The organism is Mycobacterium sp. NGS57, assembly GCF_059812405.1.
The window spans coordinates 13,312-30,931 of the sequence record NZ_JCALCP010000015.1 but is presented as its reverse complement, the minus strand read 5'-3'; the positions used below and the strand labels follow the sequence as shown (position 1 = coordinate 30,931).

The window sequence follows — 17,620 nt, the reverse complement described above, 5'->3', positions numbered from 1 at the left end:
CGTACGGTTCTGCCACACGGTCGCGAAAGGGGTGACAACGATGGCGGTCGAGATCGAACAGCGCGAAGATCAGCGCCGCGAGGCCGAGTACGTTGAGCAGCGGATCCTGCGCGACCCCGTCGGGTACTTTCGTGACGAAAGGGACCGCGTGACCAGGGAAGTCGAACAGGCTCTCGTCGAACACCCGACCGACTGAGAACGAGTAATAGCACCCGTTCCCGACCGCCACCGAACGATGATTGAGGCGCCGTTCCTGGGTGCGCCCACACCGCGATGATGCTCTACACCATCGGCCACGGCGCCAAAACCGCCGAGGAACTCACCGCCGCGCTGCGCCGGCACGACATCAGGCTGCTGGTCGACGTGCGCAGCTTCCCCGGCTCGCGGCGCAACCCCGACGTGTCCAAGCAGGCGATGCCGGAGTGGCTCAACGCCGCCGGGATCGCCTACCGGCACGAACCGGACCTCGGTGGGCGGCGCAAGCCGCCGACCACCCCGATACCGCGCGACCAGTGGTGGGAGAACGCGTCGTTCGCCAACTACGCCGCGCACACCCGCACGCCCGAATTCCAGGAGGCGTACCGGCGACTGCTGGACGAGGACGAGGCCACCAACGTGGCCGTGATGTGCGGGGAGCCGACCTGGTGGCGTTGCCATCGGCGCATGATCGCCGACCTGGCCACCCGCGACGGGCGCGAAGTGCAGCACATCATGCCCAACGGCTCGCTGTCGTTGCACAAGCCGTCCGACTGGCTCGCCCAGGACGCGGAATAGGCGTACGCCAAACAACGGTTACGCTGTGAATCGTGGCGGCTAAGAAATGCGGAGCCCCACCCCAGTCGGATGGCTCGCCGAATCGCCCGGACTGCGTCGCCGCGGTGCGGGCTCAGACCCGCGACCGCAATCAGCACTACGCGGACAGCGCCGCCCGCCGGGCGCGGGCTCTCACCATCGCCTCGTGGCTGGCCGTGCTGGTGAGCGCCACGTTCATGGTCATGCAGGTCGTCACCGGAACCTGGACGTGGCAGATCAGCGGCGTCAACGCCGCCGCCATGGCGACGTTTGCGATTGTTCCGTGGCTGCAGCGGTTCGGGGAATTGGTTGCGCCGCTTACCTTTATCGGCGCAGCCTACGTCACCGTCTTCGCCACCGCCTGGGACACCGGGACCGGTTCGGGAGTCGAACTGTTCTTCCTCGTAGGGGCCTGCCTGGTGGTGCTCCTGCTGGGCATCGAACACATCGTGTTGGCGTCGGCGCTGGCCACCGTCGCGGCCGCCCTCATCATCACGGTGGAGTTCCTGCTCCCGCGCGACACCGGGCTGCAGCCGGCCTGGGCCGTGTCGGCCGGCTTCGTCATCACGACCGTGTCCAGCATCGTGGTGGTGGTCGTGACGGTGTGGTTCGCGCTGCGGGACACGGCGCGCGCCGAGGCCGAAATGGAGGCCCAGTACGACCGCTCCGAGGCGCTGCTGGAGAACATGCTGCCCACCAGCATCGCCGAGCGGCTCAAGGAGCCCGACCGCAACGTCATCGCCGACAAATACGACGACGCCTCGGTGCTGTTCGCCGACATCGTCGGGTTCACCGAGCGCGCCAGCGCGATGTCGCCGGCCGAACTGGTGCGCGCCCTCGACCGCCTCTACGGCTCGTTCGACGCCCTCGTGGACAAGCACGGGCTGGAAAAGATCAAAGTGAGCGGCGACTGCTACATGGTGGTCAGCGGGGTCCCGCGCCCACGCCCCGACCACGCCCAGGCCCTGGCGAACTTCGCGCTCGACATGGCCGATGTTGCTGCGGGACTGGAGGATCCACAAGGACGGCGGGTGCCGCTGCGGGTGGGCATGGCCTGCGGGCCGGTGGTCGCGGGCGTGGTGGGCTCGCGCCGGTTCTTCTACGACGTGTGGGGCGACGCCGTCAACGTCGCCTCGCGGATGGAATCCACCGACTCGGTGGGACGTATCCAGGTGCCCGAGGCGATGTACGCGCGCCTGGCGGACGAGTTCGTGCTGCAGGAGCGCGGCCACATCGACGTCAAGGGCAAGGGCCCCATGCGCACCTGGTATCTGATCGGTCGCAAGGCCGCCGACCAGCCCACCGGCCTGCTCGCCGACCGACCGCACACCGCGCACGTGTGATCTTGCCCGTAGCGCCGGGACCTGCCCGCCTACTACACTGTGTCGTAGTTTGCCGCACCCGGGGAGATGACGGATGAATGTCGTCGACATTTCTAGGTGGCAGTTCGGGATCACCACCGTCTACCACTTCATCTTCGTGCCGCTCACCATCGGCCTGGCCCCCCTGATCGCCATCATGCAAACCGCGTGGGTGGTCACCGGCAACACCGCGTGGTATCGCCTGACGAAGTTCTTCGGCAAGCTGTTTTTGATCAACTTCGCCATCGGCGTGGCGACCGGCATCGTCCAGGAATTCCAGTTCGGCATGAACTGGTCGCAGTACTCCAAGTTCGTCGGCGACATCTTCGGCGCGCCGCTGGCGATGGAGGGCCTGGCCGCGTTCTTCTTCGAATCCACCTTCATCGGCCTGTGGATCTTCGGCTGGAGCCGGCTGCCGCGACTGGTCCACCTGGCGTGCATCTGGATCGTCGCGATCGCGGTCAACGTCTCCGCGTTCTTCATCATCGCGGCGAACTCGTTCATGCAGCACCCGGTCGGCGCGCACTACAACCCCGCCACCCGGCGCGCCGAGCTGGACAGCATCATGGCATTGCTCTCGAATAACACTGCGCAGGCGGCGTTTTCGCACGCGGTGGCAGGCTCGTTGCTGACCGCCGGGACGTTCGTCGCCGCCGTCAGCGCGTGGTCGCTGGTCCGGTCCCGCACCGATCCGGGCACCCTGTTTCGCCCGGCCGCCATCCTGGGCTGCCTGGTCGCGCTGCTGGCCGCCGTCGGCCTGTTCTTCACCGGCGACCGCCAGGGCAAGCTGATGTTCGTTCAGCAGCCGATGAAGATGGCGTCGGCGGAATCGTTGTGCGACACCCAAACCGATCCGCAGTTCTCCATCCTGACGATCGGCCGGCAGAACAACTGCGACGCGCTCACCCGCGTGATCGAGGTGCCCTACGTGCTGCCATACCTCGCCGAGGGCCGGTTCGGCGACGTCACCCTGCAAGGCGTGCGCGACATCCAGCGGGACTACCAGCAGCGATTCGGGCCGAACGACTACCGGCCCAACCTCTTTGTCACCTACTGGTCGTTCCGCGCCATGATCGGGCTGATGGCGATCCCGGTGCTGTTCGCGCTGGCGACGTTGTGGCTGACCCGCGGCGGCCGCGCACCCCGGCAACGCTGGTTCGTCTGGTTCGCGCTGCTGACCATCCCCACCCCGTTCCTGGCCAACAGCGCCGGCTGGATCTTCACCGAGATGGGCCGGCAACCCTGGATCGTCGCGCCCAACCCGACCGGCGACCAGCAGGTGCGGCTGACGGTCGCCCAGGGCGTCTCCGACCACGCGCCCGCCATGGTCGTCACCTCGCTGGTGACGTTCACGCTGACCTACGCGGTGCTCGCGGTCGTCTGGTTCTTCCTGCTCAAGCGCTACATCGTCGAGGGGCCGCGGGAGCACGACGCCGAGCCGGCGCCGCCGCGACCACCCGGCGACGACGAGGTGGCGCCGCTGTCGTTCGCGTACTAGCGCCGACCCGGAAAGGAGGTGGCCCGTGCAGGAGTGGTGGTTCGGCATCATCGGGATGCTGTTCTTCGGTTTCTTCATCCTGGAGGGTTTCGACTTCGGCGTGGGCATGCTGATGGAGCCGCTGGCCCGGATCGGCACCGGCGATCCGGAACTGCACCGCCGCACGGCGCTGAACACCATCGGGCCGGTCTGGGACGGCAACGAGGTCTGGCTGATCACCGGCGGCGCGGCGATGTTCGCGGCGTTTCCCGGCTGGTACGCCACCGTGTTCTCCACGCTGTACCTGCCGCTGCTGGCGATCCTGTTCGGCATGATCCTGCGCGCGGTCGCGATCGAATGGCGCGGCAAGATCGACGACACGAAGTGGCGCGGCTGGGCCGATTTCGGGATCGCGGCCGGGTCGTGGCTGCCCGCGGTGCTGTGGGGCGTGGCGTTCGCGATCCTGGTGCGCGGGCTGCCGGTGGACGCCGCCGGCCGCATCCACCTGTCGATCACCGACGTGCTCAACGCCTACACCGTGCTGGGCGGCCTGGCCACCGCCGGGCTGTTTTTGCTCTACGGCGCGGTGTTCGTCGCGTTGAAGACCTCCGGCACGATTCGTGACGACGCGCACCGGGTCGCGGTGTGGTTGTCGCTTCCGGTGACCGGACTGGTTGCGGCGTTTGGGCTTTGGACGCAGCTGTCCCACGGCAAGAGCTGGACCTGGGCGGCGCTGGCGGTGGCGGTCGCCGCGCAGCTGGGCGCGGTGCTGGCGGTGTGGCGGCGCACCTCCGACGGGCGGGCCTTCGCGTGCACCGCGGCGGTGGTCGCCGCCGTCGTCGTCCTGCTGTTCGGCGCGCTGTATCCGAACCTGGTGCCGTCCACGCTGAACGACGCGTGGAGCGTGACGATCTACAACGCGTCGTCGACGCCCTACACGCTGAAGATCATGACCTGGGTGACGGCGATCATGGCCCCGCTGACGGTGGTCTACCAGGCGTGGACGTACTGGGTGTTCCGGCAACGGATCTCGTCGGAGCGGATACCGCCGCCGATCGGCCTGGCGAGGCGCGCGTCCTGAGCGCCTCCGGTTCCCGGGCGCCACTGGACCCGCGACTGTGGCGGGCCTCCGCCGCGTTGCGTCGCTACCTGGTCGCCGTGGTGGGTTGCGGGGCGGTGATCTCCGGCTGCGCGATCGGCTCGGCGATCGTGCTGGCGGACATCGTCGCGCGCCTCGTGGGCGGTCCGCCGCGAGCCTGGGTGGGCCCGCTGTCAATCCTGTTGGCGCTGTGGGTCGTTCGCACGGTGACGCACTGGCTGCAGGCCCGCCTGGGGCAGCGCGGCGCCAGCGCCGTCATCGCCGACCTCAACGGTCAGGTGCTCGCCGCGGTCACCGCGCGTGACCCGAGAACGCTTGCCGCCCAGCGCGATGCCGCCGCGGTGGTGGTCACCCGCGGCCTGGACGGGCTGCGCCCCTACTTCACCGGATACCTGCCCACCCTGCTGCTCGCCGCGATCCTGACCCCGGCGACCGTGGCGGTAATCGCGCTCTACGACCTCAAATCGGTGGCGGTGGTGGCGATCACGCTGCCGTTGATCCCGGTCTTCATGGTGTTGATCGGGCTGGCGACGGCCGAACGCTCGGCGGCGGCGCTGGAGGCGATGACGACGCTGCAGGCCCGGCTGCTGGACCTGATCGCCGGAATCCCGACGCTGCGGGCGCTGGGACGCGGCCGGGGCCCCGAACACCGGATCACCGAACTCGCCGCCGCCCACCGGCGTTCGGCGATGGCCACGCTGCGGATCGCGTTCCTGTCCGCGCTGGTGCTCGAATTGCTGGCCACGCTGGGCGTGGCGCTGATCGCGGTCGGCATCGGGCTGCGCCTGGTGGTCGGCGAGATGACCCTGACCGCCGGGCTGACGGTGCTGCTGCTGGCGCCGGACGTGTACTGGCCGCTGCGCCGCATCGGCGTGGAATTTCATGCCGCCCAGGACGGAAGGGCCGCCGCCGACAAGGCGTTCGCCCTCATCGGCGAGCCCGCCGGGGCGAGGCTGCGAACCCGGGCCGTCCGCGCGCACGGCGCGCAGGTCCGCCTCGACGGGTTGAGCGTGGCGGGGCGCGACGACGATGCGCCGCGCGGGTTGTCCGCGGTGATCGATCCCGGCCGGGTGACGGTGCTGACCGGACCCAACGGCGCCGGCAAGAGCACCACGCTGCAGGTGATCGCCGGGCTCACCGCGCCGTCGTCGGGCCGGGTCACCGTCGCCGGGATCGACGTCGCCGACCTCGACCCCGCCGCGTGGTGGCACCAACTGTCCTGGCTGCCGCAGCGCCCGGTGCTGGTCCCGGGCACGGTGCGCGACAACCTGGTGCTGCTGGGCCCGCTCGACGACCTCGAGGCCGCGTGCGCCGCATCGGGTTTCGACACGGTACTGGACGAGCTGCCGGACGGCATGGACACGGTGCTGGGGCGCGGTGGCGTGGGGCTGTCCCTGGGCCAGCGCCAGCGGCTGGGCCTGGCCCGGGCGCTCGGCTCGGCGGCGCCGGTGCTGCTGCTCGACGAGCCCACCGCGCACCTGGACGCGCGCACCGAGGAGCGCGCGTTGCGGGCCATCGTCGCGCGGGCCCGCGCCGGCGCGACGGCAGTCGTGGTCGGCCATCGCGAGCCCGTCGTCGCCATCGGTGACCGGGTCGTCGAGGTGGGGGTGTCTCATGCCCCGGTCTGACCTCGCGGCTCTCGGCCTGCTGCGCCCGCGGCTTCCCCGGCTGCTGGGGGCCGTCGCGCTGGGCGTGCTGTCGCTGGGCAGCGCGCTGGCCCTGGCGGGGTTTTCGGCGTGGCTGATCACCCGGGCCTGGCAGATGCCGCCCGTGCTGGACCTGTCGGTCGCGGTCGTGGCGGTGCGCGCGTTCGCGATCTCGCGCGCCGTGCTGCACTACTGCGAGCGGCTGGCCACCCACGACACCGCGCTGCGCGCCGCCGGCGCGGCCCGGGCGCAGATCTATCGCCGGCTGGCCCGCGGGCCCGCGAGCGGCGCCGTCCGCCTGCCCAGCGGCGAGCTCGTCGCGCGGGTGGGCGCCGACGTCGACGAGCTGGCCAACGTGCTGGTGCGTGCCGTGGTGCCGATCGGCGTCGCGGCGGTGCTGGGGCTGGCCGCGACCGCCGTGGTGGCGGTCATTTCGCTGCCGGCCGCCGCCGTGCTGGCGGCCTGTCTGCTGATCGCCGGGATGGTCGCCCCCCGGCTCGCCGGGCGGGCCGCCGCCGCACAGGAAGACGTTGCCCGCCAGCATCATTCCGACCGCGACACGTCGGCGATGATCGCACTCGAGCACGGGCCGGAGTTGCGCGCCGCCGGCGCGTTGCCCGGCGTCATCGCCGATGCGCGGCGCCGCCAGCACGACTGGGCGGCAACCCTCGACGCCGCCGCGCGGCCGGCCGCGATCGCCGAGGCGATGCCGACCGCGGCGATCGGCGCCAGCGTGCTGGGCGCGGTGGCGGCCGGGATCGGGCTGGCGCACGCGGTCGCGCCCACCACCCTGGCCATCCTGATGTTGTTGCCGCTGTCGGCGTTCGAGGCCACCACCCCGCTGCCGGCCGCGGCCGTGCAGTTGACCCGCTCGCGCATCGCCGCCCGCCGCCTGCTCGACCTGGCGCCGGCGGAGGTCCCGGCCGGGCCGCGCGAGCCGGTGCCCGCCGGCGCCCTGTCGGCCGATGTCATGTCCGGACACCCCGGCGCGGCCCGGCCGACCAGGGTGGCACTCGACCTGTCGGCCGGCACCAGGCTGGCCGTCACCGGCGCCAGCGGTTGCGGCAAGACGACGCTGCTGACGACGCTGGCCGGGTTGCTGCCGCCGCTGGACGGGCGGGTGACGCTGGGCGGCACCGACGTTCGCCTTCTCGACGACGACGAATTGCACCGGGCGGTCAGCTTTTTCGCGGAGGACGGGCACGTCTTCGCCACCACAGTCCGCGACAATCTGCTCGTCGCCCGCGGCGACTGCCGCGACGACGAACTGACGGCGGCACTGGGCGCGGTCGGCCTCGGCGGGTGGCTCGCCGGGCTGCCCGAAGGCCTGTCGACGGTGTTAACCGGTGGCGCGCAGGCTATCTCGGCCGGCCAGCGCAGAAGGCTGCTACTGGCCCGCGCGGTGCTCTCCCCCGCGCGCGTCGTGCTCCTCGACGAGCCCACCGAACACCTCGACGCCGCCGACGCCGAACGGGTGCTGTGGGATCTGCTGGGCCCGGACTCCGCGCTGATGTCCGCGGATCGAACCGTCGTCGTCGCTACTCACCAGCTGCCCAAGGGGATTGGGTGCCGCGAACTGGCGCTCACAGGTGGCGTCGGCGCGGCATGAACTCCAGCGTCAGCAGCACGACGGCGAGCGGAATCACCTGCGTGATCGAAATCAACGCGTAGCGGCGGGCGTCCAGCGCGTGGAACTTGCGCACGTACCGGTACAGCGACTCGAGCGCGATCAACGGGTCGAGGATGTGGATCAACCGGTAGAAGACGCGCTGGGTCCGGCCGCGGTCCTTGTCGTCGAAGATCTCCGGGAACGCCGCGAACGACAGCGACACCCGTTGCGCCCCGGTCTCTTTGGCGGTCATGATCATGTCGACGCTGAGTCGTTCGTCGATACCGTTGGGGGCCCCGCGGCGCCGCCACGGGATGTCGAGGGTGATGTCGCCGCCCCTGCCGGCGGTCGCATACCGGTGAAAGCCCTGCACCTGCCCCGAGGCGTCGCGCGCGATGATCAGTTGGATGCCGGGGAATCGGCCCTCCAGCACGCCGTCGAGGTTCATGTAGAAGCCGCGGTCGGCGTGCGCGCCGCTGGGTGAGGCCCGCACCACGTCGATGAGCTCGGCGAGGCGCTGATCGTCGAGTTCCTGCTCGGCCACGAGCTCGGTGGTGATGCCGCAGTTGTGGGTGCGTTTGACGGCCTGGCGCAGGTTGCGGAACTTGCGCCCGACCATCTCGAAGCTCGACGCGTCGATGACGACGTCGCGCCCGATCGGCACGGCGCGCAGCGACTGCCCGATCACCGCCGGGTCGCTCCACAGCGGCAGGCGCCGCTCGCTGCACCCCACCACCGCGATCCGCCAGCCGTGGGCGTGGCACGTCGCGGCGAAGTCGGCGACCAACTCGGGGAACTTCTCCTCGTCACCGACGGGATCCGCGCCCACCACGGCGAACCCGAGGCGGGTGCGGTAGGCCAGCGCGGCCCTGCCGTCGGCGGTGAAGTGGTAGCACTTGCCCGTCTGCATGGCGAACGGCGCCAGCGGGTCGTCGCAAGTGGCGTCGATCAGCCCCCAGATCCGGGGCAGGTCCTCGGGTCGCGGGCGCGTCGCCGTCGGCCACATCAGGGCCAGCCCCGAGCCGGCGATCAGCAGATCGCCCAGCAGGTCGAAGGACAGCACGTGCGAGCCCAGGCCCGCCAGCACGAAAAAGGCGGCGGCCACGGCATGCAGGGCCGTCACCGGGCGACCCAGGAAGATGCCGCGGGCGATGAACGCGACCGCGCCCAGGATCGCCAGCGACCAGCCCAGCCGGTCGCTGTAGTGCCACGCCGGCTGGTGGTGGTAGCGCAGAAGGATGACGATCAGCCAGCCCGTCGCGCCGACCAGGGCCAGGGCGCCGATCCAGCGCGCCGCCCGCGAGTCGACGTGGACGACAACGCGTTCGCGCGCGCGGGGTTTGGTTGCGACGTCGACCGGTAACCCGTTCAACTCTCACCTCCCGATGCGCTGCCAAACAGCTGGGCGACCGTGTGTCGCCTCTGCACCGAATACCCGGCTGCTACAAATTTACGCCGATACCGGCCCCGGCCGGCCGATATCGCGGTCATCGTGCGGATATTCCGTCGGTTTGTCTATCGGCGCGAGGGCGGAAAGTATTTCAGCACGCCCTCCTGGACCACCGTGGCGACGAGTTGCCCGGAGCCGTCGAAGAAGTGGCCGGTGCCCAGCCCGCGCGAGTCCGCGGCCACCGGCGACGACGTGGAGTACAGCAGCCAGTCGTTGAAGTCGACCTGGCGGTGAAACCAAACGGAATGGTTGGCCGACGCGGCGAAGATGCGGTCGAATCCCCACGACAGCCCGTGGGTGGTGATGACCGAGTCCAGCACGGTGGTGTCCGAGGAGTACACCATGGTCGCCGTGTGCAGCACCGGGTCGTCGGGAACCGTGCCGAGCGCCTTCATCCAGACCCTGTTGTGCGGCAGCCGTTCGCCCTTCTCGCGCATCACCCAGGCCGGGTCGTTGGTGTAGCGCCATTCGATGGGCTGCAGCGCGTTGACGAAGTGCGGCACGGTCTCCTCGTAGCCTCTGAGCAACTCCGCGATCGGCGGCTGCGTGTGCGGGCGCGCCACCTCCGGCGGGTCGACGGCGTGTTCGAGGCCGCGCCCGCCGGACATGTAGGAGATCATCGCCGAGGACAGCAGGACGCCGTCCTGCACGGCGTCGACGCGCCGGTTGGCGAAGCGACGCTCGTCGCGCAATCCGATGACGTGGAACTCGATGTCCTTGCCGATGTCGCCGCCGTTGATGAAGTGCACCGACAGCGCGCTGGGCGGCAGGTCGTCGCGCTTGAGGGTGCGACTGCCGGCGACGAACGATTGCGCCATCAACTGCCCCCCGAACGTCCGCATCGGGTTCTTGCTCGGGTGCGACCCGACGAATCGGTCGTCGGCGACGCGGTTGAGGTCGAGCGCCGCCAGCAGTTCGTCGAAGTCGGAAACGTCTTTCGGCACGGTCAGACGTCGTCCTCGCCGATCCGGTGCACGTGAATCAGGTTGGTCGACCCCACGGTGCCCGGCGGGGCGCCGGCGACGATGACCACCAGGTCGCCGCGCCGGTAGCGGCCCAGCTCCAGCAGCGACTTGTCCACCTGGCGGATCATGCCGTCGGTGGAGGTCATCATCGGGACGATGAACGTCTCGGTGCCCCAGGTCATGGCGAGCTGGCTGCGCACCTCGGGCCACGCGGTGAAGGCCAGCAGGGGCAGCGGGGTGTGCAGGCGCGCCAGCCGCTTGACGGTGTCGCCGGACTGGGTGAACGCGACCAGGGCCTTGGCGTCCAGGCGCTCCCCGATGTCGCGGGCGGCATACGAGATCACGCCGCGCTTGGTACGCGGCACATGCGTCAACGGCGGGGCGGCCGTGGAATTCTCCTCGACCGCGCAGATGATGCGCGACATCGTGCGGACGGCCGCCATCGGATGCTTGCCGATCGACGTCTCCCCCGAGAGCATCAGGGCGTCGGCGCCGTCGAGCACGGCGTTGGCGACGTCGGACGCTTCGGCCCGGGTGGGGCGCGAGTTCTCGATCATCGAGTCGAGCATCTGGGTGGCCACGATGACGGGTTTGGCGTTCTCCCTGGCGATTTGGATGGCCCGCTTCTGCACCAGCGGGACCTCTTCCAGCGGCAGCTCGACGCCCAGGTCGCCGCGGGCCACCATGATGGCGTCGAAAGCCAGCACGATGGCCTCGAGGTTGTCCACGGCTTCGGGCTTTTCGAGCTTGGCGATCACCGGGACCCGCCGCCCGGCCCGATCCATCACCTCGTGGACGAGTTCGACGTCGGACGGCGAGCGCACGAACGACAGCGCGACGAGGTCGACGCCGAGGTTGAGAGCGAAGGTCAGGTCTTCGATGTCCTTGTCCGACAAGGCGGGTGCGGAGACGTTCATGCCGGGCAGCGACATGCCCTTGTTGTTGCTGACCGGGCCGCCTTCGACGACGGTGCAGACGACGTCGTCGCCCTCGATGGCGTCGACCACCAGGCTGACGTTGCCGTCGTCGACCAGGACGCGGTCACCGACCGTGGCGTCCTTGGCCAGCCGCTTGTAGGTGGTCGAGACGCGGTCGTGGCTGCCTTCGCAATCGGCGACGGTGATGCGGACCGTTTCGCCGTCGGCCCAGAACGTGGGGCCGGTCGCGAAGCGGCCCAGCCTGATCTTGGGGCCCTGCAGGTCGGCCAGCAGGCCGACGGCGCGTCCGGTGGTGTCGGAGGCGGCGCGCACGCGGTCGTAGGCGGCCTTGTGGTCGGCGTAGTCGCCGTGGCTGAAGTTCATTCGAGCGACGTCCATTCCGGCCTCAACCAGCGCCAGGATCAGCTCGTCGGTATTAGTCGCAGGGCCGAGGGTGCAGACGATCTTCCCGCGTCTACTCACGGCGAACCAGCATAGTCGGGCGGGTGGTTGGCCGTGGCGACGCGGCTATCCGCTCAGAATCGTGGGGACCAGCGGGAAACCGGGCGCGTTGCGCGCCACCGTCCACACGATCGCCGCGACTGTGATCGTCACCACCGCCGGTAGTGGCATCGGCGGCCGGCCGCGGCGGCGCGTGAACAGGATCCAGACGGCCAGCAACGGGATGCCGACGAGCAGGAAGATGTTGTCGTTGACGGTGGCGGCCAGGTCGCCGTGCAGCAGATCGTGCGTCATCCGAAGCCCGCCGCAGAAGGGGCAATTCCAGCCCGTGAGCCACTTGAACGGGCACAGCGGATACACCGAATTCGTGTCGTGCGGGTCGACGAGGGCGACGTAACCCAGCGCGCCGGCCAGCACCGCGCCGGTGCCGATGGCGAGGTATGCGCGGTGACGCTGCGGGCGGCGGTGCTGCGGCGGCGGCCCTGCCCGGTCAGTCACGTTTGTCAGCATGCCAGATCTGCTGCGACGTGTCGCCCGTCTCCGGCGCTCGCCGCGCCGACGTATGGCCTCGTAGGCGAATTTGTACGGGTTGCGGAAGAGTTAGCGTGCCTCCCGGATCGACGCCGCCACAAGGTCTTTCGGCCTAACCCGATCGTTTCGGCTTTACATTGCACTGCTCGCACTCGAAGGTCGACAAGCTCGCCGGCACCGACTGTAAATGTTGGCAGCGAAGGCTCAGTGGTGAAGGCGGCGGGTACGTCCAAAGGGAGTCCGCGTGGCATGAGCATCCGCCGAAGGACCAGCGTCGCCAAAGCGCTATGGCACGTCGTCGTCTTCGTCGTCGAGGAAGCGTTCGGGGTGGTGATACGAATTGGTCCTCGGCTGCCCGTGGTCAAGGTGAGGGGGTGGGATCCATTCGGTTTGGCCGTGGGCGTTGGTGCGGGTGGTCCAGCCTTGTTCGGCCAGGCGGTTGTCGGGGCCGCAGGCCAGGGTGAGTTCGTCGATGTAGGTGCGCCGGGTGGCCTGCCAGCCGTTGATGTGGTGGACCTGGCTGTGATAGGCCGGGGCGTCACAACCCGGCCGCGTGCAGCCGCGATCCTTGGCGTACAACACAATCCGCTGGGGCGGGGACGCGAGGCGTTTGGTGTGATACAGCGCCAGCGCCTTCCCCTTGTCGAAAATCGCCACGTAATGGTGGGCGTGGCCGGCCCAGCGGATCACATCCGACATCGGCACCAAGCTGCCCCCAGCAGTCAAAGCCTTGCCCGCGGCGGCCTCCAACTCGGCGAGGGTGGTCAGCGCCACGATTGTCACCGGTAGTCCGTTGTGCGAACCCAGTTTCCCCGACGCGAACAGCGCGCGCAGCGCGGCCACGAATGCATCGTGGTTGCGTTGCGGGGCGCTGCGGTGATCGCGACGCACCGCGGCCTCATCGGGGATGTCGTCGACGACGGGGGTTTCGTCCTCGGGGTTGCACGCCCCGGGAGCGGCCAGCTTGGCCAACATGGCCTCGATCGCCGCCCGCAACTCCTGGGTGACCAGGCCGCTGATGCGCGACATGCCGTCGTATTCGGGCTTGCCGAACACGATGCCGCGGCGGCGGGCGCGTTCCTGCTCTTTGAATGCGCCGTCGGGGTTTATCCAGTCCATGATCCGCTGGGCATATTTGGCCACCTCATCGGGGCGATACTGGGCGGCCTTGCCGGCCAGGTCTTTGTCGGCGGCCTCCCGGGTGGCCACGTCCACGTCGACGGGCAGATGGTCGAAAAAATCGCGGATCACTTTGACGTGCCGGTCCCCAATGAGCCCGTCGCGCTGGGCGGCCGCCGTCGCACTCAACCGCGGCGCCAGCAGCTCACCGGTCAATGCCCGACGCTCACCGAGGTCTTCGGCTTCCTCGATGCGCCGGATTGCTTCGGCCTTGGTGATGCGCAACCGATTCGCCAACGCCACCCGCAGCGTGCCCCCCAACTCTGCCTCGCCGGCTTGGGCGGCCAGCTGATTGATCAACGCGTGCTGAGGCGTGCGCAGCTGGCGGCAAACACGCTCGATGCGCTCCAGCGCGCGCAACCGCTCCGGAGTCGTGAACGCATCAAACGACAACGCGCCCAACCTGTCCAGGTCAGCGTCGAGCGCGTCGAACACCTCGACGATCTCCTCGCGGCTGCTGCAACCCATACCATGACACTACGAATGGGCACCGACAACTAATCGGACAATGTGACCACTGAAGCCAAAGTGACACAAGGGATTACAGACAATAGGAGCGAAGGGAGCCGTTCACGCAGGACGAGCCCGGTTGTCAGCGGTTCCTACGGCTACTCAACCGGAAGCTGAATCGCCGCCGGGTTGCAGCGGCAGTGTCCGATGTTCTCGCGTCATCGACGGAGGGTTTCGTGGGTGGCGTCTCGGCTACCTCGTCGGCCTCGGATGATTCTGAATCCGCTTCGGGATCTTCGGGTTCGGGCTCGGCTTCTAGCTCTTCGGGTTCGGGTTCTGCGGCGTCAGCCTCGTCGGCCTCTGTCGCGACGGCTTCTGCTTCCGCGGCCTCTGACTCCACAGCTTCACTCTCGACGTCCTCCGCGACAGCGGCTTCGGCCTCAGCGACTTCGGACTCTTTGTCTTCGACCTCCGCCGCCACAACCTCGGCTTCGGGCTCCTCGGCCTCGTCAGCCTCGGCCTCCGGCTTTTGCTCCTCAGCCGCTTCAGGCTCCTCAGCCTCTGCCTCGTCGGCTTCGGGCTCGTCGGCTGCGACCGTGGGTTCTTCGATCTGGGCCGTCTCGGCGTCGCCCTCGCGGACTTCGGTGTCGTCGTCGTCCCCACCAACCGCTGCCGCGCCGGCCACCCCATCAGCCACCGTCACCGGCTCGGGTTCAGGCGCCGCGACGTAATCGATGCCACCCAGCGTCAACGGACCCTCGCGGCCCTTCGGCGCCAGGATCATGTACACCACGGCCCCGATGAACACGAAAGTCGATGTGAACACGTTGATCCGGATCCCCGCGATCAGCGTTGCCGTGTCGTTGCGCAGCAGCTCGACGCCGAACCGCCCGACGCAGTAGCCGGCCACATAGAGCGCAAACAGCCGCCCGTGACCGAACCTGAACCGGCGATCCACGAGGATCAGCACGACGAAAATCAGGACGTTCCAGATCAATTCGTACAGAAACGTCGGTTGCACGACGAACGCGACCTGCCCGGTCGAGACGCCGTCGAGCGAATGGGGATCGACATACCCCGACGGGTCACGCCGGTAGAAGATCTCCAAACCCCACGGCAGCGTGGTCTCCCGGCCGTAGAGCTCCTGGTTGAAATAATTGCCCAACCGGCCGATCGCCTGCGCCAAAACGATTCCCGGCGCCAGCGCGTCGCCGAAGGCCGGCAACGGAATCCCCCGGCGCCGGCAGCCGATCCACGCGCCGACACCGCCGAGCGCTACCGCACCCCAGATGCCCAGCCCGCCGTCCCAGATCCGCAGCGCCGCGAAGGATCCGGCACCGCCGGGACCCCAATAGGTCCGCCAGTCGGTGGCCAGGTGATAGAGCCGGCCGCCCAGCAACCCGAACGGCACCGCCCACAGCGCGATGTCGTAGATCACGCCCCGCTGGCCGCCGCGGGCCGCCCAGCGCCGGTCGCCGATCACCAACGCCGCCACGATGCCGAGGATGATGAACAGCGCGTACGCCCGAATCGGCAACGGTCCCAGGTGCCACACCCCCCGCGGCGGGCTGGGGAAGGCGGCGAGCACCCGCGTCATGAGGCGGCTCCCCGCACACCGGTGGCGAGTTCCTCGGTGAGGGCGCGCAGCGCGGGCAGGCCGCCGTCGCCCAGCGCCGACACCAGCGCGGACCCGACGATCACACCGTCGGCGTAGCCGCCGATCTGCGCGGCCTGCTCCCGCGACCGCACCCCCAGGCCGACGCCGACGGGGATGTCGGATACCTCCTTGACCCTGCCCACCAGCTCCGGTGCGGCCTGCGACACCGCGTCACGCGCGCCCGTCACGCCCATCGTCGAGGCCGCGTAGACGAATCCGCGCGACGCCTCCACCGTCGTCACCAACCGCTGCGGCGTCGACGACGGCGCCACCAGAAATATGCGATCCAACCGATGCTCCTCGGATGCCGCCAGCCACTGGCCGGCTTCGTCGGGAATGAGGTCGGGGGTGATCAGGCCGTGCCCGCCGGCGGCGGCCAGGTCCCGGGCGAACGCGTCAATGCCGTAGCGCAGCACCGGATTCCAGTACGTCATCACCACCGCGCGCCCGCCCGCCCCGCTGATCGCCTCGACGGCGGCCAGCGTGTCCCGCAACCGCACTCCCCCCTGCAGCGCGGCCTCGGTCGCCCGGGCAATCGTCGGCCCGTCCATGCCCGGATCCGAATACGGCACACCGACTTCGATGATGTCGCAACCGGATTCGACGAGGGCGATCATCGCCGCCACGGAGGCCGGCACGTCGGGGTAACCGGTCGGCAGGTACCCGATCAGCGCCGCGCGGTTGCCCGCGCGGCACAAATCAAACGTCGGCCCCAGCCGGCTCGCCTGGCTCTGCTGCACCGTCATCGCCCACCGGGCCCCAACAGCCCGAACCACTTCGCGGCCGTCTCGACATCCTTGTCACCGCGCCCCGAGAGGTTCACCACAATGACTGCGCCCCTGCCTAATTCGTTGCCCAGCTTGAGCGCCCCGGCGACCGCGTGCGCGGATTCGATGGCCGGGATGATTCCCTCCGTGCGGCACAGCAGGCCGAACGCCTCCATCGCCTCGGTGTCGGTGATCGGCCGGTACTCGGCGCGACCGGTTTCCCGCAGCCAGGCGTGTTCGGGGCCGACCCCCGGATAGTCCAGACCCGCCGAGATCGAATGGGATTCGATGGTCTGGCCGTCCTCGTCCTGCAGCAGATAGGAGAACGAGCCCTGGAAGGCCCCGGGCGAACCGCCGGTGAATGTGGCCGCGTGCCTGCCGGTCTCGACGCCGTCGCCGGCCGCCTCGAACCCGATCAGCCGCACGCCGGGATCGTCGATGAACGCGTGGAAGATCCCGATCGCGTTGGATCCGCCGCCGACGCACGCGGTGACCGCGTCGGGCAGCCGGCCGGCCTGCGCCTGGACCTGGGCGCGGGCCTCCAGGCCGATGACGCGCTGAAAGTCACGCACCATGACCGGGAACGGATGCGGCCCGGCCGCCGTGCCGAAGCAGTAGTAGGTGCTGTCGGCGTTGGTGACCCAGTCGCGGAACGCCTCGTTGATGGCGTCCTTGAGCGTTTGCGAACCGGTCTCGACCGAGACGACCTCGGCGCCCAGCAGCCGCATCCGGGCCACGTTGAGCGCCTGGCGCGCGGTGTCGACGGCGCCCATGTAGACCACACACTCCAGCCCGAGCAGCGCGCACGCGGTGGCCGTGGCCACGCCGTGCTGACCGGCCCCGGTCTCGGCGATCACCCGGTTCTTGCCCATCCGCTTGGCCAGCAGGGCCTGGCCGAGCACGTTGTTGATCTTGTGAGAACCGGTGTGGTTCAAGTCTTCTCGTTTGAGGAAGATCCGCGCCGCGCCGGCGTGCCCGGACAGGCGGGTGGCCTCGTACAACGGTGACGGCCGGCCCGCGTAGTTGGCCTGCAGCTCGTCGAGAGTGTCCAGGAAGTCGGGGTTGACGCGCTCCTTTTCGTAGGCGGCGGTGACCTCCTCGATCACCGCCATCAGCGCCTCGGCGACGTAGCGGCCCCCGTACACGCCGAAATGCCCACCCGGGTCGGGGTCGTGACGGGTGGGTTCGGCGATGGCCGCACTCGAAAGCGGAAGCTCCGGGCGGGACGGACCTACCATCACCAATGCTCGACGCAGGA

13 protein-coding genes and 2 pseudogenes are annotated in these 17,620 nt (G+C 69.5%); 7 read left to right on the top strand and 8 right to left on the bottom strand.

Annotated features, from left to right (window positions below; translation table 11 throughout):
* Positions 1-40: 40 nt before the first annotated feature.
* From AC5Y43_RS22915 to cydC, 7 genes and pseudogenes are all read left to right on the top strand, one after another.
* Positions 41-196: a hypothetical protein gene (locus AC5Y43_RS22915; RefSeq protein WP_499976306.1), complete on the top strand. Its 156-nt coding sequence runs from the start codon at positions 41-43 to the stop codon at positions 194-196.
* A gap of 77 nt (positions 197-273) precedes the next feature.
* Complete coding sequence (locus AC5Y43_RS22910) at positions 274-774, top strand: DUF488 domain-containing protein (protein ID WP_499976304.1); 501 nt, start codon at positions 274-276, stop codon at positions 772-774.
* A gap of 32 nt (positions 775-806) precedes the next feature.
* Positions 807-2,135 (top strand): adenylate/guanylate cyclase domain-containing protein, encoded by a 1,329-nt coding sequence (locus AC5Y43_RS22905; RefSeq protein ID WP_499976303.1) that lies wholly within the window; start codon positions 807-809, stop codon positions 2,133-2,135.
* 73 nt (positions 2,136-2,208) lie between these two features.
* Positions 2,209-3,651, top strand: coding sequence for a cytochrome ubiquinol oxidase subunit I (locus AC5Y43_RS22900; RefSeq protein ID WP_499976300.1), 1,443 nt, complete (start codon positions 2,209-2,211; stop codon positions 3,649-3,651).
* A gap of 25 nt (positions 3,652-3,676) precedes the next feature.
* Positions 3,677-4,711, top strand: coding sequence for a cytochrome d ubiquinol oxidase subunit II (cydB, locus tag AC5Y43_RS22895; protein WP_499976294.1), 1,035 nt, complete (start codon positions 3,677-3,679; stop codon positions 4,709-4,711).
* Between the two features lie 56 nt (positions 4,712-4,767).
* Complete coding sequence (cydD, locus tag AC5Y43_RS22890; protein ID WP_499976419.1) at positions 4,768-6,357, top strand: thiol reductant ABC exporter subunit CydD; 1,590 nt, start codon at positions 4,768-4,770, stop codon at positions 6,355-6,357.
* Positions 6,344-8,046: pseudogene (cydC, locus tag AC5Y43_RS22885) on the top strand (thiol reductant ABC exporter subunit CydC). The gene cydD and the pseudogene cydC overlap by 14 nt, the downstream one beginning before the upstream one ends.
* 50 nt (positions 8,047-8,096) lie before the next feature.
* On the opposite strand, the pseudogene AC5Y43_RS22880 reads toward cydC, so the two are convergent.
* From AC5Y43_RS22880 to trpB, 8 genes and pseudogenes are all read right to left on the bottom strand, one after another.
* Positions 8,097-8,894 (bottom strand): annotated as a pseudogene (locus AC5Y43_RS22880) (bifunctional lysylphosphatidylglycerol flippase/synthetase MprF); the annotation flags it as partial.
* A gap of 605 nt (positions 8,895-9,499) precedes the next feature.
* Positions 9,500-10,384: an acyl-CoA thioesterase II gene (locus tag AC5Y43_RS22875; protein ID WP_499976417.1), complete on the bottom strand. Its 885-nt coding sequence runs from the start codon at positions 10,382-10,384 to the stop codon at positions 9,500-9,502.
* Positions 10,381-11,799, bottom strand: a complete 1,419-nt coding sequence (gene pyk / locus AC5Y43_RS22870) for a pyruvate kinase (protein WP_499976291.1) — start codon at positions 11,797-11,799, stop codon at positions 10,381-10,383. Before pyk ends, AC5Y43_RS22875 begins: the two co-directional genes overlap by 4 nt.
* Positions 11,800-11,844: 45 nt before the next feature.
* Positions 11,845-12,288, bottom strand: coding sequence for a DUF2752 domain-containing protein (locus AC5Y43_RS22865; protein ID WP_499976289.1), 444 nt, complete (start codon positions 12,286-12,288; stop codon positions 11,845-11,847).
* Positions 12,289-12,594: 306 nt separating this feature from the next.
* The gene (locus AC5Y43_RS22860) at positions 12,595-13,956 is read right to left on the bottom strand and encodes an HNH endonuclease signature motif containing protein (protein WP_499976286.1); all 1,362 of its coding nucleotides are present in this window, start codon (positions 13,954-13,956) and stop codon (positions 12,595-12,597) included.
* A 124-nt stretch (positions 13,957-14,080) separates the two neighbouring features.
* A complete protein-coding gene (locus tag AC5Y43_RS22855; protein WP_499976285.1) occupies positions 14,081-15,535 on the bottom strand; it encodes a prolipoprotein diacylglyceryl transferase in 1,455 nt (484 codons plus the stop codon).
* The gene (gene trpA / locus AC5Y43_RS22850) at positions 15,532-16,341 is read right to left on the bottom strand and encodes a tryptophan synthase subunit alpha (protein WP_499976283.1); all 810 of its coding nucleotides are present in this window, start codon (positions 16,339-16,341) and stop codon (positions 15,532-15,534) included. Before trpA ends, AC5Y43_RS22855 begins: the two co-directional genes overlap by 4 nt.
* Positions 16,338-17,600 (bottom strand): tryptophan synthase subunit beta, encoded by a 1,263-nt coding sequence (gene trpB, locus AC5Y43_RS22845; RefSeq protein ID WP_499976280.1) that lies wholly within the window; start codon positions 17,598-17,600, stop codon positions 16,338-16,340. The genes trpA and trpB overlap by 4 nt, the downstream gene beginning before the upstream one ends.
* Between the last annotated feature and the right edge of the window lie 20 nt (positions 17,601-17,620).

What these genes read in the sequence shown, in the direction of transcription:
- AC5Y43_RS22915 (WP_499976306.1), top strand. Translation starts at nt 41, where the DNA reads ATGGCGGTCGAGATCGAACAGCGCGAAGATCAGCGCCGCGAGGCCGAG.
- AC5Y43_RS22910 (WP_499976304.1), top strand. Translation starts at nt 274, where the DNA reads ATGATGCTCTACACCATCGGCCACGGCGCCAAAACCGCCGAGGAACTC.
- AC5Y43_RS22900 (WP_499976300.1), top strand. Translation starts at nt 2,209, where the DNA reads ATGAATGTCGTCGACATTTCTAGGTGGCAGTTCGGGATCACCACCGTC.
- AC5Y43_RS22865 (WP_499976289.1), bottom strand. Translation starts at nt 12,288, where the DNA reads ATGCTGACAAACGTGACTGACCGGGCAGGGCCGCCGCCGCAGCACCGC.
- AC5Y43_RS22860 (WP_499976286.1), bottom strand. Translation starts at nt 13,956, where the DNA reads ATGGGTTGCAGCAGCCGCGAGGAGATCGTCGAGGTGTTCGACGCGCTC.
- AC5Y43_RS22855 (WP_499976285.1), bottom strand. Translation starts at nt 15,535, where the DNA reads ATGACGCGGGTGCTCGCCGCCTTCCCCAGCCCGCCGCGGGGGGTGTGG.
- trpA (WP_499976283.1), bottom strand. Translation starts at nt 16,341, where the DNA reads ATGACGGTGCAGCAGAGCCAGGCGAGCCGGCTGGGGCCGACGTTTGAT.
- trpB (WP_499976280.1), bottom strand. Translation starts at nt 17,600, where the DNA reads ATGGTAGGTCCGTCCCGCCCGGAGCTTCCGCTTTCGAGTGCGGCCATC.